Below are 23153 nucleotides of genomic sequence, written 5' to 3'. Positions count from 1 at the left end.
GTGCTGAAAGATAAGTGCAAAAGTACTGAAGGATAAGTACAGAAGTACTGAAGGATAATTACAGAAATACTGAAAGATTAGTGCGGAGTACGAAAGATAAGTACAATACTAAGGGATAAAGACAGAGAAATTAAGGGGGTTCACGGCTTTGCGTATCGATTTGAACTGTGATATGGGCGAAGGCTACGGCGCCTATCGCCTGGGCCGCGACGCGGAGCTGCTTGACTACGTCAGCTCCGCCAACATCGCCTGCGGATTTCACGCAGGCGATCCGGCTACGATGCGCAGCACGGTGCAGCTGTGCATGCGCAAAGGCGTCGCGATCGGGGCCCATCCCGGGCTCCCCGATCTGCAAGGCTTCGGCCGGCGCGAAATGGCGATTTCGCCGGCCGAGGCTTACGAGCTGACGTTGTATCAGCTCGGGGCGCTGCAGGCGTTCATCCACGCCGAAGGCGGACGCCTGCAGCACGTCAAGCCGCATGGCGCGCTCTATCACATGGCGGCGAAGCGCCATGATCTCGCCGCGGCGATTGCGGCTGCAACAGCCAGCGTCAGCGCGGAGCTGACGCTGTTCGGCCCGCCCGGCAGCGAGCTGCTGCGGGCGGGCGCCGCCGCGGGGCTGCGGACCGCGAGCGAAGCGTTCGCGGACCGCACCTACCGGCGGGACGGCTCGCTCACGCCCCGCGAGCAGCCGGGCGCGCTAGTTGCCAGCGCCGAGGAGGCTGCGGCGCAGGTGGAGCGGCTTGTCCGCGAGGGGAAGGTTCTCTCCCTGGAGGGAGAGGACCTTAGCATGCGCGCGGACACGATTTGCATCCACGGCGACGGTGTACACGCCGTGGCGTTCGCGCGCGACATCCGCGCGCTGCTTGGCGCAAGCGGTATTGCCGTAAGCGCGCTGAGCCATCCATAGAATTCCCGAGATTAACCGAGCGGAACTAGCATCCGTTAATTTCATCTTTTCTGCTTTTCGACATACTTTCGCGGAACACAGGTATCTTATGACCGCGAGATTATATGTACTTGGTGCCAACGTGGCTAAATAGCGGATCGTCGTTCCGCATGGAAGAGAAAAAAGGAGCAATTTCGAGGAATAGCGAACTATAGTTCCGCCGAATTCGCGCTTAGAATCATGCATAGCCGAGTTGAGCTCCCCTCCTTAGGAGAGAATCAATATAACCATTCTTTCGCTTGAGCAATACTAGAATATATGAGTAAATATAGAGGTAGCCGGCCGGCTGATTCCTGAGGAAAGGAGTGATCAAGGTGATTACAACAACAGATGAGGTGGTCTCTGCGTAAGCAGAGACGATCGTTCTACGGAGGCCGAAAGGCCTCCCAATAAACTTTACTTAACAAGTAGACAACAAGATTTTTTTTACATATAATGAGAAATGTATCACAACAAATACAAAGTGAAGGGAGTGCAAGAAAATGAACACAATGACAGTAGCGATGATTGCGGCGGCCGCAGAGGTACTCGTCTCCTAACTGAATATCATTCGTGGAATAACCGTTCACCTGAATTTGTATAATTGAATATACAACCGACAGGCACGATTATGATCGTGTTTTTTTTATTCCATTTTTTGAGAATGGTAGGAGGTTTAGGGGCGATGAAGATACTCTCTGCAAATCAGACAAAGTTTACTTTGATCGAAACATTTGAGGAGGTTCTCATCCATGAGTTACAAGAACGGGAAGGACGTTCTTCCCCCTAACCTATTAAAACAATTACAAGAATATATCCAAGGCGAAATCGTATATATCCCCAAGAAAGAACAGAAACGTGCAGGCTGGGGCGAAAATAACGGAACACGCATTATTATTGAACGAAGAAATCGGGAAATTTTCCGGTTGTATCAGAACGGTTCCACAGTAATGGAACTGATCAAAGTCTTTCATCTTTCGGAAGACAGCATCCGCAAAATTATCGTGAAGACTCGTGAATTAACCGTCAATCAGGCGTAGAAGCAGCAACCCTCGAGGTGCTGCTTTTTTTCTTTTCTACTATGCTATATTTAAAATAGTTCGAAGCCATGGGAGGGATTATTTTGATTTCAGTATTCGTTTACGGGACATTGCTTGTGGGGGAGAGCAACCATTCTGTTGCCGCGCCATTTTTACTTTCGGTGCAACCTGGGTCCGTCTCCGGACGTTTATATCATGTAGGTCCGTATCCTGCACTTGCACTACTTCAAGATGATCGGATCGATGACTTGGTTCATGCCGTGAAGGGAGAATGGTTTGAGATTACGGAAGAAGGACTGAAAGCGTTAGATGCGCTCGAAGATTATTATGGCCCTGGTGAAAATAACGAATACGAACGCGTCTGGGTTCGCGATGTGAGCGGTTCCCGAGAGGGATGGGTTTATATTTGGGAAGACATCAGCGGGTTAGAAGAAATAGCAAGCGGATCATGGCGAGCTTACCTTGCAAATTCTTAATTTCGGGCACCAATCAGACTAATGTTTTCATACTAAATAATAAAATGTTATAATTGGGTTTATTTACATAAATTGAGTGAAGGTATCCTTCGAAAATCGCTTAGTGGATAAAGGATGTTATTGCAATGACCACCGATAAACACAACGCAGACAAAGGGGTTCAAATCATGAGGCAAGGAAGAAAGCTGTTCATTCGCGAGTTTCATAAACAGCTTCAAAGGTTTCAGACACTCCTTGCGACTTTTCAATTATCTGCAAACAATGAGGATACGCAGCAATTTTATCGAATGGCTCAAACGTTAAAAGGGAGCGCGCCGGTATTCGGGTATCACCGAATCGGCAAACTTGCAGAGGAGCTTGCTCGTCTCTGGGAGTGGACGCAATTTGCTGCTGCAGAACGTGAAAATAGGTTTGAAGGTTTAAGTCCACTTGAAGAAAGCACCCTTTTGAGTCAGGGAACGCTGCAACAAATGTCCATGGAGTACAATATTTGCGTGACCGAAATGCAGTTGGATGAACAGACGAGCTTTGGCGAAGGTTCACTTCTGGGCACACTGAAAAGCCGGCTGCTTCTCGTCGATGAAGACGAAGTATTGCGGTCTTATTTAATCCGCCGGCTAAAATTGGATGATTGCCATGTGGATGAAGCCGCAGACGTGGAATCTGCGAAAAAATTGCTCCGAGAGCATACGTATGACTTGGTTATGCTGGATGTGATGATGTATCCGCATTCGGGCTATGAGCTGTTTGAATATCTCAAGGAAGATCCTACGTTGCAGTGGTTGCCGCTTATTATACTTTCGGGGCGAAGCGACCTGAGCGATAAAGTACGTTGTTTTCAACTTGGCGCCGACGATTATGTGACAAAGCCTTTTCAATATGAAGAGTTAACCGCGCGAATTTATAGTCTTTTAAAAAGAACAAGAAACTTCGAGCAGCTCGCTTTCCGCGATCCGCTGACGGGTGTGTTCAATCGGCGTTACTTCGACCTGCAGATCGGTTTGGAGCTGCAGCGGATTGAGCGCTATCCGGCTCCGATTTCTCTTGTTTTTATTGATATTGATCGATTCAAGAGCATGAATGACGGCTTTGGGCATCATGTTGGGGATTTGGTGCTTCAAGGCTTAGCGCATTTGCTGCAGGTGAATCTGAGATCGACTGATTTACTGGCTCGTTTTGGCGGAGAGGAATTTGTGATTGCCCTTCCAAATACTTCAGCTCCTCAAGCGATGCAAATTGTGCAAAGCATCCTCGATAAAGCACGCCGAAATCCAGTTGCCCATCATGAGGGGAAGCCGTTCTCCATTACTTTCTCTGCGGGTGTTGCAGATTGGCGGCCGGGTTTATCCGTAGAGGAATGGATCCAACACGCGGATGAAGCGATGTATCAAGCGAAACAGCAAGGGAGAAACCGGGTTCTGATCGGACGCGAGTATGTCTCCCGGATAGAGCCTGATCATGGAGTGGCACATGCAGTTCCGAGGAAACGATTGCTTATTGTGGATGACGATCCGATTCTGCGATCTATTTTAACTTCTCACTTGGAACATTTGCCGATCGCAATCACCCATACGTCGGATGGAGAGGAAGCCTATCGCTTACTCTTGGAAAACTCATACGATGCATGCATTTTAGACGGTATGATGTCAAAGTTGGACGGATTTCATCTATTAGAAAAGATCAAGACGGACCCAAACTTGGTTCAACGTGAAATGAAAGTGCTTATGCTGTCAAGCAAGAAGAAAGATGATGAGCTGGATAAGGGATTTCAGGCAGGCGCTGATGACTATATGACCAAGCCTTTTTCGCTGGTAGAGCTCGAAATAAGAGTCAAACGGTTGATGCAAATAGAATGAGAAAGGGGAGTTGGGCTTACACCCACTCCCCTTTTGCTGTATAAATGGTTTTACCGCCTATTTGAATCGAAATGTGGTCGTTTACCTGCTGTGCGCGATGGTACAAGATAGAAGGGCGTTTGATTTCGAAGCCCTGTTCTACACGAATATCAATGGAGTCACTGCCGAAATAGTTGTGTTTGATCAAATAACCGGCTAAGTTCCCATTAGCGCTTCCGGTAGCGGGATCTTCCGGACAACCGAAATATTCGCCGAATACTCTTGCGTTAAGTTGGTTGCCGGGTTGATACGTTTCGGGGCAGAAAACGAGAATCATTTTGGCAGAGAGTTTTTCAATTAAGCGGAAATAAAGTTCTAGATTGACACGGCAGCTTCGAACCGCTTCCAAATTAGTTAGCGGAACGATGAGTGACGGCAAGCCGGTGGATGCTTCCTGAATCGGGAAACGTGCATCGATGGACGATATCGGCAGCCCGAGCATGCTGGCCACAGTTTCTGCATCAACGCTCTCTCCGAAAACCGGAGGCCGCTGCTGCATCCAAGCCATACCTGCATGTTCTTTCTCGAAAGTCACGGGGATGGCCCCGACTTTTAAATTTAGCGTAATGCGATCTACGGGGCGACCGATAATTTCTTGCTGAATAACAAACGCGCTTCCCAGTGTAGGATGTCCTGCGAATGGGACTTCTTCAGCCGGAGTGAAGATCCGGACATCATATCCGCCATTCACCGGCTCATCGGAGAGGATGAACGTTGTTTCTGAAAAATTCATTTCGCGCGCTATGGCGAGCATCTCTTCGGAAGTTAGATGTGCAGTATGGCGGAATACGGCAAGTTGATTGCCCTCATATTTATTTTCAGCGAATACATCAACTATAGAGAATGTTAGCGGTAAGGCAGTCATAGCGTCAGCTCCTTTTAGGATGAATATATCATATTCAAGTAGTGGCAGCGAATGCCGGAGCTCAAGGGTTTCATCAAGATCATCTTTCTGCTAGAGTAAGAATAAATGATGTAAGATGAAGAGGTGCAATACCGATGACTGACAAAGAGGTTCTCGTGCGTTTCGGAATTTCGATGCCGCAATCCTTAATTGAACAATATGACCGGCTAATTGCCTTACAGGGCTATGATAACCGTTCGGAAGCTATTCGCGATCTAGCCCGTAAAGCACTGCTCGCATCCAGCTCTATGCAGCCGAACGAAACGGTCGCTGGAACGATTGTCATGGTGTATGACCATCATGTCAGCGACTTGCCTATTACGCTCACGGAGCTTCAGCATGATTACCATCATGAAATCATTTCTACGATGCATATTCATTTAAACCATCAGCAGTGCTTGGAAATTCTTGTTGTCCGCGGCAAGGTGTACCAGCTTAGGGAACTCCAGCAGCGCATCCAGGTGCTTAAAGGCGTCGGCTACGCGGAATTGTCCGTTACTCATGTGGACGAGCATCCCGGGCAGCACCAACACCAACATCAGCATGCTCATCAGGGCACGCCTTCAACTGATAAGCGGTAAATCCTGGCTAACTGCATAAAGTGGAGTTGATCAGAAACAGGATCAGCGTGGCGGATTCGTAGTTAACTTCTTTTTTTGATAAAATCAGGTGAGGGAGGTGCCTCATGTCAACCAAAATATTTACTCTTGATGAAGCAAACGCGATGCTTCCGGTTATTGACCAAGAACTGAAGAAAATTCAAGCCTTGAAGCGCGACTTTGAGGTGAAGTATATGGAGCTTCGACGAATGAAAAACGAAGAAGCCGAGGTTTCGGGCGAGGAAAAGGATCCATTTTTCTTCCTGGAAACAGAATTGGAATTTCTGCAGATTGAAGCGAAGGGGCTTATTAAAGGCTTTGAGCTCAAAGGCGTGGAGCTGAAAGATATTGATACGGGACTCGTTGATTTTCCGGGAAGGATGGATGGGCAAGACGTGCTGCTTTGTTGGAAGCAGGGGGAAGAAGCCATCCGTTATTATCATGGCAAGCATGAAGGGTTTGCCGGGCGTAAGCTCATTTCAGAATAGAGGAGTACGACATGCAAATGTATCAGGTTTTGAAACGTATTAAGCTGCAGCTTGCCCTAGCGATATGCGTGCTTGCTGCCGTCATGCTATGCACAGTAATTGTGCCTCAGACAGCGTCTGCTCACGCATCATTGGTACAAGCTACGCCGGAATCGGATAGCAAGCTCCAAGAATCTCCTGCCTCCATCTCTGTTACGTTCAATGAACGGTTGGATGAGGGGCTCTTTTATATCAAGGTTTTGGATCATACAGGTAATGAGGCCACCCGTAATAAGGCAAGGATGAATGCTGAGGGGAACGGTGTAGAGCTCACATTGCCCAAGCTGCCGGAGGGTGTTTATTTAATTAGTTACCATGTAATCTCTGCCGACGGCCATCCAGTTGGGGGAAGTTACCCGATCACGATTGGCAATCCGCCGCAGGAGCAATCTCTGGAGCTGCCATCGGTGCATGCCACGCATCAGCATGGCTTGTCCGGATCGTTAAGTACGAAAGTTATGCTGCAGTATGCTTTCCGAGGGCTATGGTATTTCATGGTTTTAGCGTTAGTGGGCTGGATTTGTTGGCTGAGGTTCCCTGGAAGTGGTGGAGCTGAAACAAGGAAATCGGTGTCCGCATGGACATTGAACTTGCATCGCGCGCAACTGGTCGCTCTCCTGCTGCTTATTTTTACGCATATTGAAGATCTGTTGGGCGGTGGGGGCGTCGATGAATTATGGCAGCTCTTTAGCGCTACGACGATTGGCATTTCCTGGTTATTGCTCTTGCTTCTTTCTTTTATTGGGTTCGTCGTTGTCGGTAGAACAGCATGGCTGGATATCGTCTGGGGTTTGAGTTTACTTGCAGTCAAAAGCTTCAGCGGACATGCGGCCTCCTTTTCCCCCACTTGGGCGACCATCGGACTGGATTTCATCCATTTGGCTGCCTCAGCGCTGTGGGTTGGCGGGTTGGCTCTATTGTTGGTGAAATGGCGTCAGTCCAATGTTCATATAGGCGCATACCTGCGGGCTTTTTCCAATATGGCCTTAATTTCTATCGTCGTGCTGGCAGTAACCGGTTCTATTTCAGTGCTATTGTTCCTGCCAAACCTGCATTATTTGCTCTACGCGGGCTGGGGTATCCTGCTCCTTGTGAAAATTGGCGCCGTGCTGCTTGTTGCCATCGTTGGTTTTATCATTAGGGGGTACATGCGCAAAGAGACGGCGCAAAGAGCAGGCCTTTGGATAAAAATTGATGTATCCCTCATGGTTGTGATTATGCTGCTTGTCGGTATCCTTACCTATGTAGCCCCGATTCCAGCCAATGAACCTCTGACGTGGCATCAGATGGGGGAGAAGGTGCATGTGTCGGCGGATATTACGCCGAAAGTGCAGGGAACGAACACGTTTGTCGCAAAAGTGTGGCTTCCGGAGAAACTCGGAAAACCAAAACAAGTGCAAATGATCTTGCATTATACGGATGATGAATCCATAGCGCCTATCGCGGTTCCGCTTGCTCCTTTCGAGGATAAAGTGCAGGAAGAATCTTACGGCTTTACAAAGTTCGGCTACAAAGCTTCTGGCGCCTACCTGCCTTTCCGCGGGAATTGGGATCTGGAGATGCGCGTCATGGATACGGAAGATAATGAAACGGTGTATCATAAAGCATTTATCGTATATTAGAAGGAATGTGATCTTGCGTGGTTTGGCATGATGTGTTGGATAAAGATCATCTCTCGGTGAAGCTGGATGATCAGGATCAGACGGCTTTGCTTGAAATCAATGACGGCGGCATCTCGCCGAATTATGTGACCATCCGATTGGATGAGGCAGGCATCGATGAATTGATTGGCGCTTTGCAGTTTATTAGGAAAGCGATTAGGAAGTGAGCAGAAGAATTGCCAGGATCTTGGCTGATGTGCAGCTAGCCTGGCTTTTATTATTTTTAGTATTAATTTAACGGATTCAATTAAAAAACTGAGTAAATAAGAGATAGTACGAGGAAAAAAGCTATAATCTTGCAAAAACAGGCAAAAAGGGACTGTGCAAACGTTTTTACAAATCAATACGGCTGTTGTATGATTACGACATGAATGAAGCGTTTACAAGTTGGTGGATGATGTGAGAATGGCAATATTTCCAAATGAATTGCTCACCAAAGAAACTATTTTTACAGTTTTGCACAAACGTTTGCACTAAAAGCAAGGGGGATGAAATAACTACATTCGATTTCGATTTATAACGGATTTGAAAACGCTGTTATTTTTATTTTAAAGAGGAGATGAGTCTGTTGTACGTACATAATACCAAGAACATGAAGTCATACAAGTTAATTATTGCTTTATTAATAACCGCTTTATTATTTTTTGGCAGCGCTTTAAATGCGCCTGCAGCTAAGGCAAGTAGCGACACTAGTAATACGAAGATCGTTGTTATGTTGAACTTGGCCGATGTTACAGATTTCAATGCTTTCGATAGACAAATGGCAACATTGAAGAGTAGCGGTGTTTACGGCGTTGAAGTCGATATGTGGTGGAACCATTTTGAACCTACGCAAGGAAACTATGATTGGAACTATTATGATACACTTTTCACCCATATCCAAAATGCTGGACTTAAAATTTCCCCAATCTTCTCCTTCCATCAATGCGGGGGCAACGTAGGTGATACTTGTTACTATCCAATCCCAGACTGGGTTTGGTCGCTTGGAACTGCAGAAGAAATGCAGTTCAAATCGGAATCGGGTTATTACGACAAGCAATATATTGCACCTTGGTTTACGCAAGCCAATGATTTATACGACGGTGCATTTAAATCTTTTGCGACTCATATGTCAAAATTCAAATCTTCCATTGAGAAGCTTCACATCGGCTTAGGGCCAGCAGGAGAGCTAAGATATCCTAGCTATAACTTCAACGATAGCGTGAAACCGTGGGCTTACCCAAGTCGTGGTTTATTCCAAGCGAGTTCGACTGGCGCCATTCAAGCTTTTCAAACTAGCATGCAGCAAAAATACACAACCATTGCACAATTAAATACGGCATGGGGCACTTCGCTAGCTGACTTTACGGAAGTTAAACCACCGGTAAATGGAGATGTGTTCTATTCCAGCGGAGACTACTCAAAACCATATGGCGTGGATTTCTTGACATGGTATCAATCTGTGCTTACGGATCATTTTACTGACATTGTTACTAAAGCCCATACGGATCTGGACACGACATTCGGCGTGCATCTAAGCGCTAAAATCCCTGGCATCCACTGGCAGTACAGCAATCCGGCTGCTCCACACTCCGCTGAGCATGCAACAGGCTTGTATGATTATGCGGCAATCGTTGATAAATATAAGGCTAGCAACGTTGATCTTACATTTACTATGCTTGAGATGACTAATGCCGGGAATGGCAACGGTACATCGCCAAACTTTAGTAAACCAGAAGATCTGATTGATGACGTTGCCACTTTAGCCGAACAAAAAGGAATTGAACTTGAAGGAGAAAATGCACTTTCAATCGGAAGCGCCGAAGGGTATCTCCCGGCTTATCAAGAGTTAACTCGACACAATTTCAAAACGTTTACTTTATTGCGGTTACAGGATGTTGTGAGACCGAATGGTCAACCTACAAACTTGCTCACACCATTTATTGCTGTCATTAAAACGGGAGTAATCCCAGAGAAGCCAAGTCAAAGCGTGACGTTTAATGTCTATGATGCGAACGCCAATCCGTCCGGGGAGACTGTTTACATCGTCGGTAACAATGCTGCCATTGGTAATTGGACACCAGCAAATGCGATTCCAGGAATTTATGTTGGTAATGGATACTGGCATGTGAACACAACTTTAAAGGCAACAGAAACTTACAACTTCAAAGCGATTAAGAAAGATGCATCAGGAAATGTCAATTGGGAACAGGGTTCCGACCATTCTTGGACAGTTCCGAATGTTCCAGGTGGCGTTGCTCAGTTCAAAGCAGACTGGAGAGCTGTAGGAGAAAATAGCAGTCACTCGCACTACATTACCGGAGATGTTGATCTGAATGGTTCAAGCCAGGTAGGAACTACCGTTAGCTTGCTTGACAGAGATGGAAATACAGTTTTATCTGCAGTCTACGGGGAACAAAAGCAATCGGTTAATGGCATTTATGGCGTAACTAGCCCGACGAATGATTCAACAAAAGTTCGTTACTTTTTCTCAGTGCCGGTCGGAACATATACGCTCCAAGTCGTGAACGGCAAACATTCCGTACAAATCACGGTTGATGCAAATTCACAAACGACGGCGACTGTGACCGATGCTACCTATTATAACGACAACGTTCCAGTCCTACAGCTTCCTGGAGATCCATTTAAAATTACTAAAAATTCATTCAGCACGAGCGGCGGCGTAAGCGCGTCCGTGAACGTAGCTCCAACACCTTTTGGAGCTTCCATTTCAAATAAAGTTGTCATCTTCATGCTAATGAATGGAACTACACCTGCAGGTATTAATGCAGTAGGATCTACTGGTTCTGCAGCACAAGATGTTTCTACCTACTTTAACGTACCAAGCGGCAACTACACACTTCGTGTATTTGTAGTAGATTCCTATGATATTAGCTCCACGACCAACTTGGGCAATAATTTAGCCGAGCCATTGGTCATTCAAAACTAATTTAAGAAGAAAGTCGAGGAACGTTGCCGTGCCTAGAAAAATACTAGCTACTTTAACCATGTCCGCAATGATAATGGGTTCTGTTGCTCCAATGGCCTATGCTAGTCCGAGTCTGACCGTGCAGGCTACAGCTCAGGTTGTTAAAGGTGGTGCCGTTACGATTAACGGTACGGCTAACTTGACAGATGTAATTGTGAAAGTGGTTGGCCCGAACCAGTTGAATCTGTTTTATGATACTCAAAAGGTGACGAACGGGGCTTTTCAAGATTCGTTTACTATACCTGTCAATGATCAGAATTGGCCGTTAGGTGTGTATACCGTATCTATTGGGCAAGGTACGAATGTACAGACAACTACGTTTCAATTAATAGAAACGTCAACTCCACCCTCAACAGGTGGAGGAGGTGGTGGTGGCACGCCAAGCACGACTCCAACTGCACCTACCCTCCCAGTAAGCCCAACTTATTCATCTGGCGCATCAATCACCGATATCTCAGGTGCGATTGATGTGAAAGTGGATGCGAACGGCGTCGCTCAAGTGACTCTGGATAATACGAAAACTATTGCTGCGATTCAAAATGCGAAAGCGGACAGCAAAACCTTCGTAGTGGCGCTTCCGCAGACAAGCGGCTCGAACTCATTTTCAGTTACTCTATCGACAGAGATACTGAATGCTTTGTCAGCCAAAGGCGGTAGCGAAGCTTCCATCGTTGTGATCAGTCCATTCGGTGATTACAACTTGCCGCTCCATGCATTAGGCAGTCAAAGCAAAAGCACGATCGTTGTAACGATTGGGCAAGCCAAAGCTCCAATTCCTCAGCAAGTGCAGACATCTGCAACTGCGCAAGGATTAACAGTTGTAGGCACACCAGTTACGTTTACAGTTGAATCGGTGGATGCTAACGGCACCAAAAAAGAGATTGAAAGCTTCAGCAATGTCTATGTGGCTCGTTCTGTTCATGTTGGTTCAACTGTAGATACAGCCCATTCTGTTGTTGTAAAAGTAAACGCTGACGGATCCTTGATCCCTGTGCCTACTTTCTTTACTAAAGATGCTACGGGCTATGCCGCAGTTATTAACCGTACAAGCAATAGCTCATACGCCGTTGTGACAGGCAGCAAGTCGTTCAGCGACGTGAAAGGCTTCTGGGCGGAAGCAAGCATTTCCAAGATGGCTTCCCACCTTTTGGTGAACGGGATGACGGACACAACGTTTGAACCGCAAGCGAAAATGACGCGCGCTCAATTCACGAGCCTGATGGTCAGAGCTTTAGGGCTCTCCGACGGCGAGGGAACGAACAAATTCGCGGATGTTGCTAGCACGGACTGGTTTTACAAAGATGTTAACATTGCCGTTGGCGCAGGTTTAATTGATGGCTATGGCGACAAGTTTGGGCCGGACGATAACATCACTCGTGAACAGATGGCTGTCATCATCACACGTGCATTGAAGTTTGCTGGAAAAACGGAAGAAACAGCCAGTAAAGCGCTGAAGTTTGCCGATGCGGGTGATATCTCATCTTGGGCACTTCCATCTATTTCGAAAGCTGTACAAGCAGGCATTCTCGAAGGAGATGCCGAGGGGCTGCTTCGTCCAGGTTCTCTCTCAACGCGTGCCGAAGGCACTGTTATGTTGGAGAGAATGCTGAAATCACTGCAATTCATTAACTAAGGAAACTACATGCAAAAGACCTTCTTACGCTTGGTGCGTAAGGAGGTCTTTCTTATTCACTCAGAAATAAGCATTAAGCTATAAAAAATCATACGCGAAGTCCATGTAATTCCCGCATTTGCGTGGGCTATAATACATCTTAACAAGCTGGTTGGACTTGAAATCTAAGCCAAGCACAGCAGATAAAAGGCAGGATGTATTCATGAATGGACAACGAAGTATTACGTTTGCGCAAGGCATAGCCTTGTACATGGGAGCTGTCCTAGGCTCCGGTATTTTAATACTGCCGGGTTATACGGCAGAAGTAGCAGGGCCGGCATCCATAGTCTCTTGGCTCATTCTTTCTTTGCTCAGCATTCCGATTGCCTATACGTTTGCACGGCTGGCGCTGAAATACGAGCACTTTGGGGGCATTGCTACAATTGTTCAGCATGCTTTTGGCCACTTTTGGAGCGCGGTCGTTGGCTGGTTCTTCTTCGTCTGGGTGGCGACGGGGGAAGCAGTCGTCGGTCTGACCGGAGCTGCTTATTTGACAGAGGTGCTTCATCTGCCTCGGATATACTTGTACCTATTCGCACTTGTTTTTCTTATCGTGGCCTTGTTGAGCAACTATTTGGGGATGCGCATAAGCGGGATGGTATCTCTAACGCTTAGCGGCATCGTGCTCGTACTGCTGATAGGCACTATCGTGTTTGCGTTTCCGACCATGGAAGCGCAGCATTTCGAACCCTTCGCGCCGAACGGGATATCGGGAATAGGGCGTGCATGCGTACTTATTTTCTGGGCGTTTTTCGGTTGGGAGAGCATCACCCACCTTGTTCCGGAATTCCGCAATCCCAAGCGGGATGTGATGCGGAGCACATGGGCAAGTGTATTTTTGATCGGCGCTGTCTATACGTTGTTGTCTGTCGTCACTATTGGCACACATACGTATGGTGACAAGGGAATGGCTGCGCCTTTGTCTGTGCTAATGAGCAAATCGATTGGTCTTACCGCTGGGGCGGCTACGGCAATAATTGCCTGTATCGTTTGCATTGGCACTCTCAATGTATACATCGCGAGCTCGTCAAGATTAGGCTATGCCCTCGCGACAGAAGGCAAACTTCCTGGGTGGTTCGCCAAATTAAGCGGCAAGGGGTTCCCATACAGGGCAGGAGTCTTCGTATTCTTCACAAATGCCTTGGAACTGCTGATCAGCTACAACGATGAGATTACTGTAGATACATTAATTCTCATTCCGACAACATTGGGCATTCTTGTGTATCTGATTGCGTCTATTGCTTGTGTTAAACTGCTTTGGAACGATATAATAGGACGCATTTCAGCTCTGATCGCCTCACTTTGCTGCTTGGCGGTTGCCCCGTTTTCAAATGGTTTTTTGATTGTGCCGGTTATTGTTTTCTTAGGTTGTTTAGGATATATGCGGTATAAAAAGATACGAAAAACCCCTTTCAGATCAGATTAATCCGAAAGGGGTTTTCACTTATATTTGTCTAAAACATGCTCCAATCAAACTCTTGCGAAAGCGTACCTAGCAGATGTACACCTGCAGTGCTGTTGCCTTTACGGTTCAAAGCGGGTCCGACTAACCCGATACCGTAGCGCCCAGGCACCATAGTAAGAATGCCGCCGGACACACCGCTCTTGGCAGGAAGCCCGACGTTCATCGCGAATTCGCCAGAGGCATTATACATGCCGCAGGTAAACATGAAAGTCTTGGCGATCTGCACAAAGCGGCGAGGAATCAATTGCTGATTCCTGACGGGATCTACGCCGTTATTCGCTAGAACAAGCGCCATTCTGGCCAAATCGGTACAAGTTACCTCGACCGAGCAATGGCTGAAATAAACTTCCAGAACATCGTCGACTTCTTGTTGAAGAACTCCGTTGTCTTTCAGGAAATAAGCCAGCGAGCGATTACGGTGAGCCGTATCGGATTCGGATCGGTGTACCTCCAAATTAATGCCGAGAGCGTTATTATCAGCAATATCCCGGAAAAATTCGAGAATGCGTTCCGTTTGTTCCAAAGGACTATTGCCCGCAATGAGTGAAGAAATGGCAATGGCTCCCGCATTGATGAGCGGATTGAATGGGATTCCGGGCTCCACAAGCTCCAGTTTCAACATGGAGTTGAAATCATCGCCGGTTGGCTCCATGCCCACCTTGGAGAATACAACGTCTTCGCCGCGATCCATGAGCGCCAAGATGAGTGTAAATACTTTCGAAATGCTTTGCAGGGTGAAACGATGCTCATAATCCCCGCTCACGGCAGTGTTGCCTTTCGCATCCATGATGCAGATGCCGAGCGCATCTTTCGGCGCGTTAGCAAGCTCTGGAATGTAGGAAGCGACATTCCCGTCTGTCGCATGTGCTTTGCTAGCCTGGACCCATGTGTCCAAGTGTGTGTGGAGGCGGCTCCACACTTCTGCGTGCTGCTTCTCGTAGCTCATAAGAGGTGCTTCCTTCCTTATCCGCTCAGGCTTTCCAAGCTTGAGGATGATTGTCGCTAATTAGCTCAGTCGCGCTCGCATTGGCGATGACTTGCTCCGGATTTTTACAGCCAGGGATGACGGTCGTTACAGCATCATGCTTCAAGCACCATGCCAACGCCCATTTGGCCATATCCATGCCTTCTGGTACTTCATCGCGCTCTATACGCTGGACTTCTTCGAGCTTCGCTTTCGTGCTGTCAGGATCGTGGCGATGACGAACATCTGTTTTGTCAAAAATAGCGCCGGGCTTGTATTTACCGCTCAAATAGCCGCTTGCCAGTGGGACGCGAGCAAGCACGCCCAGATCCTGACGTATGCAGGATGGAAATACGAGTTCTTCAGGAGCGCGGTCTAAACGGTTGTACACGACCTGAATGGCTTGGGCATTTACTTTTTCCGAGGTATCCGTTTGATGAATATTCGCGTTGCTGCCAATGGAAGTGCCCAAATGCCGAACTTTGCCTGCTTGAACTTGCTTATCCAGGGCAGTCCAGAGCGCATCATTGTCGAATAAAGAATCAGGCCCGGAATGGAATTGGTATAAATCTATGTAGTCTGTTTGCAGCGCTTTAAGCGAGTCGTCAAGCTGTTTGACAACATCTTCGGCGCTGAACGTATCCGTTCTAGTAAACCGTTCATGGAAATGGTGCCCGAATTTGGTAGCAACGACCCAATCCTGGCGTTTGCGCCGCGATAAATAACTGCCTATAAAGGATTCGGATAGATGGTCACCGTAACACTCCGCGGTATCAATCAGGTTGATGCCCAGCTCGGCTGCTTGATCCAAAATCGCATCGGCCTCAGCCTGTGTGTAGTCAATGCCCCACTCCCCGCCGAATTGCCAAGTGCCCACCCCGACGATGGAAACCTTCAAATCTGTTTTTCCAAGCCTGCGATATTTCATGGCGCTCTCTCCTTGCTTTTTAGGGTATCCAACCTCATTAAACGCTATTGCTTGCCGCATGTCAAAACAAATAGAAACCAGTAATATTTATTTTATATTAAGGTAAGGACTTGTGAAATCATCTATTGTGTAAATAGAGTTTATATAAGCCAAAGCAATTAAGCAGGAGGTCATGATGAAAGCTATAACTCGCTTGATGAAAGAGTGGGTGCCAAGCATCGCCGTTGCGGTGATAGCGGCATTTCTCATTAATACGTATGTGGCTCAAGCTATGAGTGTGCCTACAGGTTCCATGCTTCCAACCATTCAGTTGAAAGATGAGCTGATCGTGGAGAAAATGAAGCCGCTCACTGACTTTGAATTTGGTGATATCGTTGTTTTCTGGCCACCTATTGCGGATAATAAAGATCGCTATGTGAAACGCTTGATTGGCTTGCCTGGCGACACGATTGAAATTAAAGATGGTGCCTTATACCGAAACGGAGAGAAAGTCGACGAGCCTTACGTGAAGTCCCCTATGACCTACACATTCAAAGAAGTGACCGTTCCAGCAGGCAATTATTTATTCCTTGGTGACAATCGAAATGAAAGCTATGATGCCCATATGTGGCCGACGCCGTTCGTTCCGGAGAAAGATATTATCGGCAAAGCGATGTTCCGATTGTTCCCGCTCAATCATATGGGGAAAATAGAATAAAAAATGCTCCTGCCTCTACATGAAAGAGGTAGGAGCATTTTTTTTTGAATTAGGCTAGGCCGGCAGAGGGTTCTGTTTCCGGTTCGCCCTTTTTGGATTTACGATCCGATAATTTGATGTTGCCAATGAAGAAAGTAAGCGCAGCACCAAGCAGAACGAAAACCAAGCCGATAACGAATACTTGGTGAAGCGAGGTCACAAGCGCGTCTTTGAGAATAGGAAGCATATGTTCCACGAATTCCTGCGGCATTTTAGCCAATGTCTCAGGGCTGAGCAGCGATGAATACAACCCTTGCGGGTTTGTATGAATCATGTCAGTCAATTGATTGGCCATTTCGCTCGCTTGTGCAGGCAATTGTTTCACGACAGGTATCAAATTCTGATCGAGCAGCACCGATGACTTGTGGTTCATAACGGCACCCAGAATCGTCATCCCGAACGTTCCGCCGATTTGACGGAAAAATTGGCTGGATGATGTGACCACACCAAGTTCCGATTTCGGGAAACTTTCCTGTAACGCCAGTGTCAGAATTGGCATGACGAGCCCCATACCCAATCCTAAGATTAGCATATAGCTGGAGGCAAGCAGCTTGGTTGTGTCAATCCCCATTGTGCTTAGCAAATAAAAGCCAACAGCCATAATGATCATCCCCGCAAACATTTGTTTGCGAACGCCAATTTTTGCGATAAATTGACCGGAAACAATGCTGGCAATAATCATGGTGATCATCATCGGTGTCATGACCGTACCGGAAGCCGAGGCGCTAATGCCAACGATCCCTTGCATGAAGAGCGGAACGAACATGATCGCTCCGAACATGCCCACCGACATCAGGAAGCCGATGCCATTAATCGTTGTAAAGATTCTATTTTTGAACAAACGGACAGGAAGAATCGGTTCATTGGCTCTGCTCTCGATGATGACGAAAGAAACAAGAGAGACGACGGCAAGCACGAACAGGCCGATAATTTGCCAAGAGCTCCAAGCATAATCTTTGCCGCCAAAAGTTAAAGCAAGCAATAAGCTGACAACACCAACAATCATCGTTACAATGCCGGGAATGTCGATTTTTACGTTGCCAACGGCTTTATGTTTCGGTAAAGCGATAGCTATTAAGATAACGGCTAAAATACCTACGGGAAGATTAATATAAAAAACCCAGCGCCAATTCAGAGAATCGACGATCCATCCGCCTACTTGAGGTCCAATAACGGTGGATAATCCGAAAATAGCGCCGAACACGCCTTGCCATTTGGCCCGCTGTTTACCGGTAAACAAGTCCCCGATAATAATCATCGCCATTGGCATCATGATACCGCCGCCGATACCCTGCAAGCCGCGGAACCAGATGAGTTCCGTCATGTTTTGCGCCATGCCGCAAAGAGCGGAGGCTCCGATAAAGATAATTAATCCTGTGACATAAATGACGCGGCGGCCGATCAAGTCTGCTAGTTTACCGGCAATCGGCACGACAACCGTAGAGGTCAGCATGTAAGCTGTTGTCAGCCAAGCCATGAGTCCAAGCCCGCCGAATTCGCCGACGATTCGCGGCATGGCCGTTCCAACGATCGTTCCGTCTAAAGCGCCGAACAACATAGCAATGATGAGTCCGGTCAGCAGCAATCCACGATTTTTGAGTGCGGGACTCGCAACAGCATCAGACGAATGATCTGAATTGCTTTGTATGGTTTCCACATGAATCACTCCTTTGAGGGTGTAGTTCTTGTTGTGTGGTTCCTGCTATATCTACAAAATTAGTTATTGTTGGTAAAAGGAAGCCAGTTTCTCGAAGGCCTCAACGAGTACATGCAATTCCTCGGCTGGGAGCTGGGATAGTCCTTGAGCAGTCACTTCCTTATGCACATCCTCGGCTTTCTGTAATACTTGCAAGCCGGACGTCGTCAGTTCGACAAGGACGATCCGGCGATCCGACTCGTGATGTTTGCGGACGACGTGCCCGCTTTGGACGAGTCGGTCAATCATGACCGTAATGGCGCTCGGTTTCACGCCCATCTTCTCCGCGAGCTGCGTTTGTTTAGGAGATTCTTCTTGGCGAATCATATAGAGCATGAAAAATTGCGGCATAGTTAATTCAGATTCCAATTTAGAAAATACGGATTGGCTTAGTTTGCGATGGGTCATCTCGAAGGCAGTTTGAAAGCGATCCGTATAGGAAGCAAGAAGCGCCTTGTCCATAGCATCCCTCCTTAACAGGTATGTTATTAATTAAATAAGATAATTATGAAACTAATTAAACTTTAAATAATATAATATTTAAACTATTTAAATAAATAATAAGCAATATTATAATGAAAGTCAACTGGACAATTTCACCGAATTCCAAACGAAGCGATGTGTTAGCTTGCATATCAAGCGTATCTTGCATATAATAACTGATAAATATACGTGGAAATGCTTTGACGGAGAAGAGTACGCAGTGCTTCTTAACAGGGAGGGAGAGCCGGAGATTGAGAGCTGTCCCCGAGAATCAGGCTGCTGAAGTTCGCTCCCGAGCAGTCCTTTGAACGGAGATGGCAACAAGCTTGTCGCAGTCTCTCAGTAGAAGGAACCGGACACATCGTCCGTTATCTGGAATGAAGTGAGATTTCGCTTCTGTGTGGTGTGATGCCGGCAGGAAAATGGCGAATCTAATTAGGGTGGTACCACGGCTTTTTCGTCCCTTGTCAGGGATGGAAGAGTCTTTTTTGCGTTTATTTACGGGGGATTATTTGAGGATTGAATTCAGGAGGGATTGCGATGAAAGAGCGGTTAGAAGCGTTGAAGCAGGAGGCGCTCCAGGAGCTGAGCGGCGTGCAAAGCCAGCAGGAGCTGAACGAACTGCGTATTAAGTATTTGGGTAAAAAGGGTCCTTTGACAGAGATTTTGCGCGGTATGGGCGCGTTAAGCGCTGAGGAAAGGCCTGTCATCGGGCAAGTGGCGAATGATGTTCGTGCAGCAATCGAAACGGTCATAGAAGAGAAGCAAGCCGCGTATCTTCAGCAGGAAACAGAAAATCGTCTTCGCGCGGAAATGATTGACGTTACCTTGCCGGGAAGGCCTTCGCAGCAGGGCGCAGTTCATCCTTTGAGCAAAGTCATTCAAGAGATTGAAGATATTTTCATCGGGATGGGGTACACCGTAGCCGAAGGGCCTGAGGTTGAACAGGATTATTACAATTTTGAAGCCTTGAACTTGCCTAAAGATCATCCGGCTCGCGACATGCAAGATTCTTTCTATATTACAGAAGAAATTTTGATGCGTACGCAAACCTCGCCGGTTCAAGTAAGAACCATGGAAAAACGGAAAGGCGAAGTGCCGATTAAGATCATTTGCCCAGGCAAAGTATACCGCCGGGATGACGACGACGCGACACATTCCCATATGTTTACGCAAATTGAGGGATTAGTGATTGACCGCAATATTCGAATGAGCGACCTTAAGGGCACACTGCTGCAATTCGTTCAAGAGATGTATGGCAAGCAGACGAAAATTCGTTTGCGTCCAAGCTTCTTCCCTTTCACGGAGCCAAGCGTTGAGGTTGACGTTAGCTGTGCAATGTGTGGCGGTGCGGGATGCCGGACGTGTAAACAAACAGGATGGCTCGAAATTCTCGGAGCGGGCATGGTGCATCCGCGCGTTCTGGAAATGGGAGGATACGATCCTAAGGAATATACCGGGTTTGCTTTTGGTATGGGCGTTGAACGGATTGCGATGCTGAAATACGGCATCGAGGATATTCGTCATTTCTACACGAATGACTTGCGTTTCTTGAAGCAGTTCTTGCACTTGTAAGCAGAAGAATGAAGGTACGGAGATAGATTTGAAAGCTCGGCAATGGCTTACGAAGTCAGTTTTGCTAAAGCAAAACTCAGTAGTGCTTACGAAGATAGCTTTCCTTACGGAAAGCTCTAAGGAGGAGTTCAACCCATGAAGGTGTCTTATCAGTGGTTATCAGAATATGTGGATGTAACAGGCTTCACGGCGGAGGAATTAGCGGAAAAGCTTACCCGGAGCGGGATTGAAGTTGATATCGTAGAAAATCGGAACAAGGGTGTTACGAATGTGCTAGTCGGATTCGTAAAATCCCGTGAGAAACATCCGGATGCCGATAAACTAAGCGTTTGTATTGTAGATGTAGCACAAAGTGAAGATTTGCAAATCGTATGCGGCGCTAAAAATATCGACGCTGGGCAAAAAGTGCCCGTAGCCATCGTTGGCGCGTCGCTTCCAGACGGGCTGCAAATTAAACGCGCGAAGCTGCGCGGCGTTGAATCGCAGGGCATGATTTGTTCAGCTAAAGAGCTTGGGCTGAATGACAAATTGCTGCCGAAGGAAATTCAGGAAGGCATTCTAGTTCTTCCTGAGGATACCGAAGTCGGACGCTCCATTCTTGATGTCCTTGCCATCAACGACAAAGTGCTGGAGCTGGACTTGACGCCGAACCGTTCTGACGCGTTGAGTATGCTCGGAGCAGCATACGAGATCGCTGCCATCCTGGGCCGCGGCGTGAAGCTGCCGGATGCGGAAGCAGCGCTGCAAGCTGCCGGATCCGCATCCAAGAAAGCCGCTGACCATATCAGCGTCAACATCACAGCAACTGAGCAATGCTCGCATTATGCGGCTCGCTTGATTGAAGGCGTGCGCGTCGGAACTTCGCCGCTTTGGATGCAGAATCGCCTGATGGCGGCAGGAATCCGCCCGATCAATAACATTGTCGATATCACTAATTTCGTGATGTTGGAATACGGGCAGCCGCTGCATGCTTTTGATGCGGATCAATTGAATAACGGGCACATCGACGTGCGCCTTGCCAAAGCTGGCGAGAAGCTCGTCACGTTGGACGATGTGGAACGCACGTTAGAGCCGCATATGTTGCTAATAACGGACGGTACGAAGCCTGTCGCGATCGCTGGCGTTATGGGCGGCGCGAATTCTGAAGTGACCGCGGGCACAACGCGGATCCTGTTGGAATCCGCGAAGTTCGCCGGCAGCTCGGTGCGCCGTACCTCGCGCCAGCTGGGCCTTCGCTCCGAAGCGAGTCTTCGCTTCGAGAAGGAAGTGAACCCGGAAGCGGTGCTTCCGGCCTTGAACCGCGCTGCGGCCCTGATGGCCGAGTACGCAGCGGGTCAAGTCGCAGACGGCATTGTCGAAGCCGTCAGCGGCACTCACAAACCGGTCGCTATCCATCTGGCTGCGGACCGAGTAAACAATTATCTCGGCACTGAACTTTCTTTGGCCGATATCAGTCAAATCATAGAGCGCCTGCACTTCTCTTATGAGCAGGCAGGTGAGGGCGAGTTGCTCGTACACGTGCCGAGCCGCCGCGGAGACATTTCCCGGGATGTCGATTTGATCGAAGAGGTGGCACGCCTCTACGGGTACGATAACATCCCGACAACCTTGATGAGCGGCGCGACGACGCCTGGCTCGCTGACAAGAGAGCAGTCGATCCGCCGGATCACGCGGAATCTCCTGACACAGAGCGGGCTGCATGAAGTTATCACCTATGCCTTCACGCACCCGAATCAAAATACCGCGCTGCCAGGCCTTTACCCGGCAGCGAAGCCTATTTCGCTGGCGATGCCGATGAGCGAAGATCGCAGCGAACTGCGCACCAGCCTGCTTCCGCACCTGCTGGAGGTTGTCAGCTACAACCGCAATCGCAGTATGGATGATGTCGCGATATTTGAAATCGCTAAAGTGTATACAACGGAAGAGTCGGCACTCTCCACACAGCCTGAGGAAAAGCTGCTGTTGTCCATTGCTTTGACAGGCAATCGTCGTAAGTCCCATTGGGCGCAGAAAGCGGAATCCGTTGATTTCTACGATCTCAAAGGAATCTTTGATCGCCTTGTGGACTACTTGGGAGTTGTAGGGCTTGAATATGTGTCAGCTGCTCCAACTGGCTTCCATCCGGGGCGCACGGCAGAGCTTTATCTGAGCGGCGATAACGGTCGTCAAGTTATTGGTCGAATAGGACAACTGCATCCTGGGCTGCAGCAAGAACGTGATTTGGATGACACCTATGTGCTTGAGGTTGAACTGCCTCCGCTCATAGCAGCAGCTAGCGCTGCCATCGTCTATAAACTGCTTCCTCGTTATCCTTCCATTGGACGCGATCTGGCTGTGGTTGTGAATGCGAGCGTACCTGTCGGACATATGGAACGAACGATTCGCGAGGTAGCGGGAGATCTGCTGGAATCCATCCAGGTATTCGACATTTACACAGGTGAGCGTCTAGGCGCAGGCCGTAAAAGCGTAGCGATCGCGCTTGTATATCGTCATGGTGAACGAACGTTGCTCGATGAGGAAGTAACAGAACTTCATGCCAAGGTTGTTGGGGCACTTGAACAACAGTACGAGGCAGAGTTAAGAAAATAGTGTGACTTTCACCCTGGTTGCAGGAAAACTGGCTGGCCTTATCGAAT

At 47.9% G+C, this 23153-nt stretch carries 19 protein-coding genes; 14 read left to right on the top strand and 5 right to left on the bottom strand.

Translation table 11 applies throughout. The annotated features are described in order from the left end of the window. The first annotated feature begins 148 nt into the window (after positions 1-148). From ABRS97_RS11185 to ABRS97_RS11170, 4 genes are all read left to right on the top strand, one after another. Positions 149-910 (top strand): LamB/YcsF family protein, encoded by a 762-nt coding sequence (locus ABRS97_RS11185; protein WP_367813824.1) that lies wholly within the window; start codon positions 149-151, stop codon positions 908-910. Positions 911-1680: 770 nt separating this feature from the next. Beyond that, entirely contained in the window at positions 1681-1968 is a 288-nt protein-coding gene (locus ABRS97_RS11180; RefSeq protein WP_367813822.1) for a CD3324 family protein, read from the top strand. Positions 1969-2051: 83 nt separating this feature from the next. After that, positions 2052-2444, top strand: a complete 393-nt coding sequence (locus ABRS97_RS11175; RefSeq protein ID WP_367813821.1) for a gamma-glutamylcyclotransferase family protein — start codon at positions 2052-2054, stop codon at positions 2442-2444. Positions 2445-2569: 125 nt separating this feature from the next. Continuing rightward, entirely contained in the window at positions 2570-4300 is a 1731-nt protein-coding gene (locus ABRS97_RS11170) for a diguanylate cyclase (RefSeq protein ID WP_367813819.1), read from the top strand. A 16-nt stretch (positions 4301-4316) separates the two neighbouring features. Here ABRS97_RS11170 and ABRS97_RS11165 read toward each other — a convergent pair whose 3' ends face one another. Next, entirely contained in the window at positions 4317-5204 is an 888-nt protein-coding gene (locus tag ABRS97_RS11165; protein WP_367813817.1) for a PhzF family phenazine biosynthesis protein, read from the bottom strand. A 134-nt stretch (positions 5205-5338) separates the two neighbouring features. Here ABRS97_RS11165 and nikR point away from each other — a divergent pair, with 134 nt between their 5' ends. The 7 genes from nikR (at position 5339) to ABRS97_RS11130 (ending at position 14096) form a co-directional block, all read left to right on the top strand. Then, positions 5339-5824 carry a nickel-responsive transcriptional regulator NikR gene (gene nikR, locus ABRS97_RS11160; protein WP_367813815.1) on the top strand — a complete coding sequence of 162 codons (486 nt, stop codon included), beginning with the start codon at positions 5339-5341 and terminating at the stop codon, positions 5822-5824. 104 nt (positions 5825-5928) lie between these two features. Then, entirely contained in the window at positions 5929-6330 is a 402-nt protein-coding gene (locus ABRS97_RS11155) for a DUF2203 domain-containing protein (protein ID WP_367813814.1), read from the top strand. An 11-nt stretch (positions 6331-6341) separates the two neighbouring features. Continuing rightward, entirely contained in the window at positions 6342-7991 is a 1650-nt protein-coding gene (locus ABRS97_RS11150) for a copper resistance CopC/CopD family protein (RefSeq protein ID WP_367813812.1), read from the top strand. Positions 7992-8008: 17 nt separating this feature from the next. Beyond that, positions 8009-8197 (top strand): hypothetical protein, encoded by a 189-nt coding sequence (locus ABRS97_RS11145; protein ID WP_367813811.1) that lies wholly within the window; start codon positions 8009-8011, stop codon positions 8195-8197. Between the two features lie 401 nt (positions 8198-8598). Further along, a complete protein-coding gene (locus ABRS97_RS11140; RefSeq protein WP_367813810.1) occupies positions 8599-10959 on the top strand; it encodes a family 14 glycosylhydrolase in 2361 nt (786 codons plus the stop codon). A 28-nt stretch (positions 10960-10987) separates the two neighbouring features. Further along, positions 10988-12631: an S-layer homology domain-containing protein gene (locus tag ABRS97_RS11135; protein WP_367813808.1), complete on the top strand. Its 1644-nt coding sequence runs from the start codon at positions 10988-10990 to the stop codon at positions 12629-12631. Between the two features lie 202 nt (positions 12632-12833). After that, entirely contained in the window at positions 12834-14096 is a 1263-nt protein-coding gene (locus tag ABRS97_RS11130) for an APC family permease (RefSeq protein ID WP_367813806.1), read from the top strand. Positions 14097-14124: 28 nt separating this feature from the next. Here ABRS97_RS11130 and glsA read toward each other — a convergent pair whose 3' ends face one another. Continuing rightward, positions 14125-15081 carry a glutaminase A gene (gene glsA, locus ABRS97_RS11125; RefSeq protein WP_367813805.1) on the bottom strand — a complete coding sequence of 319 codons (957 nt, stop codon included), beginning with the start codon at positions 15079-15081 and terminating at the stop codon, positions 14125-14127. A gap of 25 nt (positions 15082-15106) precedes the next feature. Beyond that, on the bottom strand, positions 15107-16027 hold the full coding sequence (locus tag ABRS97_RS11120) for an aldo/keto reductase (RefSeq protein WP_367813803.1): 921 nt from the start codon (positions 16025-16027) through the stop codon (positions 15107-15109). A gap of 172 nt (positions 16028-16199) precedes the next feature. On the opposite strand from ABRS97_RS11120, the gene lepB reads away from it, so the two are divergent. Then, positions 16200-16724: a signal peptidase I gene (gene lepB, locus ABRS97_RS11115; protein ID WP_367813801.1), complete on the top strand. Its 525-nt coding sequence runs from the start codon at positions 16200-16202 to the stop codon at positions 16722-16724. Between the two features lie 49 nt (positions 16725-16773). Here lepB and ABRS97_RS11110 read toward each other — a convergent pair whose 3' ends face one another. Both ABRS97_RS11110 and ABRS97_RS11105 read right to left on the bottom strand, forming a co-directional pair. Beyond that, on the bottom strand, positions 16774-18411 hold the full coding sequence (locus ABRS97_RS11110; RefSeq protein ID WP_367814279.1) for an MDR family MFS transporter: 1638 nt from the start codon (positions 18409-18411) through the stop codon (positions 16774-16776). A 72-nt stretch (positions 18412-18483) separates the two neighbouring features. Beyond that, the gene (locus ABRS97_RS11105; RefSeq protein WP_367813799.1) at positions 18484-18921 is read right to left on the bottom strand and encodes a MarR family winged helix-turn-helix transcriptional regulator; all 438 of its coding nucleotides are present in this window, start codon (positions 18919-18921) and stop codon (positions 18484-18486) included. Between the two features lie 561 nt (positions 18922-19482). Here ABRS97_RS11105 and pheS point away from each other — a divergent pair. Beyond that, the gene (gene pheS / locus ABRS97_RS11100) at positions 19483-20517 is read left to right on the top strand and encodes a phenylalanine--tRNA ligase subunit alpha (RefSeq protein WP_367813797.1); all 1035 of its coding nucleotides are present in this window, start codon (positions 19483-19485) and stop codon (positions 20515-20517) included. Between the two features lie 135 nt (positions 20518-20652). Next, on the top strand, positions 20653-23106 hold the full coding sequence (gene pheT / locus ABRS97_RS11095; protein ID WP_367813795.1) for a phenylalanine--tRNA ligase subunit beta: 2454 nt from the start codon (positions 20653-20655) through the stop codon (positions 23104-23106). Positions 23107-23153 lie beyond the last annotated feature (47 nt).

It is taken from the genome of Paenibacillus tabacirhizosphaerae (genome assembly GCF_040812395.1).
Taxonomy (GTDB): Bacteria; Bacillota; Bacilli; order Paenibacillales; family NBRC-103111; genus Paenibacillus_E.
The sequence above is the reverse complement of the archived record's forward strand: the minus strand, read 5'-3'. Positions and strand labels throughout refer to the sequence as shown.

Coding starts and splice junctions, on each gene's coding strand:
- ABRS97_RS11180 (WP_367813822.1), top strand. CDS start 1,681: ATGAGTTACAAGAACGGGAAGGACGTTCTTCCCCCTAACCTATTAAAA.
- ABRS97_RS11170 (WP_367813819.1), top strand. CDS start 2,570: ATGACCACCGATAAACACAACGCAGACAAAGGGGTTCAAATCATGAGG.
- ABRS97_RS11165 (WP_367813817.1), bottom strand. CDS start 5,204: ATGACTGCCTTACCGCTAACATTCTCTATAGTTGATGTATTCGCTGAA.
- nikR (WP_367813815.1), top strand. CDS start 5,339: ATGACTGACAAAGAGGTTCTCGTGCGTTTCGGAATTTCGATGCCGCAA.
- ABRS97_RS11155 (WP_367813814.1), top strand. CDS start 5,929: ATGTCAACCAAAATATTTACTCTTGATGAAGCAAACGCGATGCTTCCG.
- ABRS97_RS11150 (WP_367813812.1), top strand. CDS start 6,342: ATGCAAATGTATCAGGTTTTGAAACGTATTAAGCTGCAGCTTGCCCTA.
- ABRS97_RS11130 (WP_367813806.1), top strand. CDS start 12,834: ATGAATGGACAACGAAGTATTACGTTTGCGCAAGGCATAGCCTTGTAC.
- glsA (WP_367813805.1), bottom strand. CDS start 15,081: ATGAGCTACGAGAAGCAGCACGCAGAAGTGTGGAGCCGCCTCCACACA.
- ABRS97_RS11120 (WP_367813803.1), bottom strand. CDS start 16,027: ATGAAATATCGCAGGCTTGGAAAAACAGATTTGAAGGTTTCCATCGTC.
- lepB (WP_367813801.1), top strand. CDS start 16,200: ATGATGAAAGCTATAACTCGCTTGATGAAAGAGTGGGTGCCAAGCATC.
- ABRS97_RS11105 (WP_367813799.1), bottom strand. CDS start 18,921: ATGGACAAGGCGCTTCTTGCTTCCTATACGGATCGCTTTCAAACTGCC.
- pheS (WP_367813797.1), top strand. CDS start 19,483: ATGAAAGAGCGGTTAGAAGCGTTGAAGCAGGAGGCGCTCCAGGAGCTG.
- pheT (WP_367813795.1), top strand. CDS start 20,653: ATGAAGGTGTCTTATCAGTGGTTATCAGAATATGTGGATGTAACAGGC.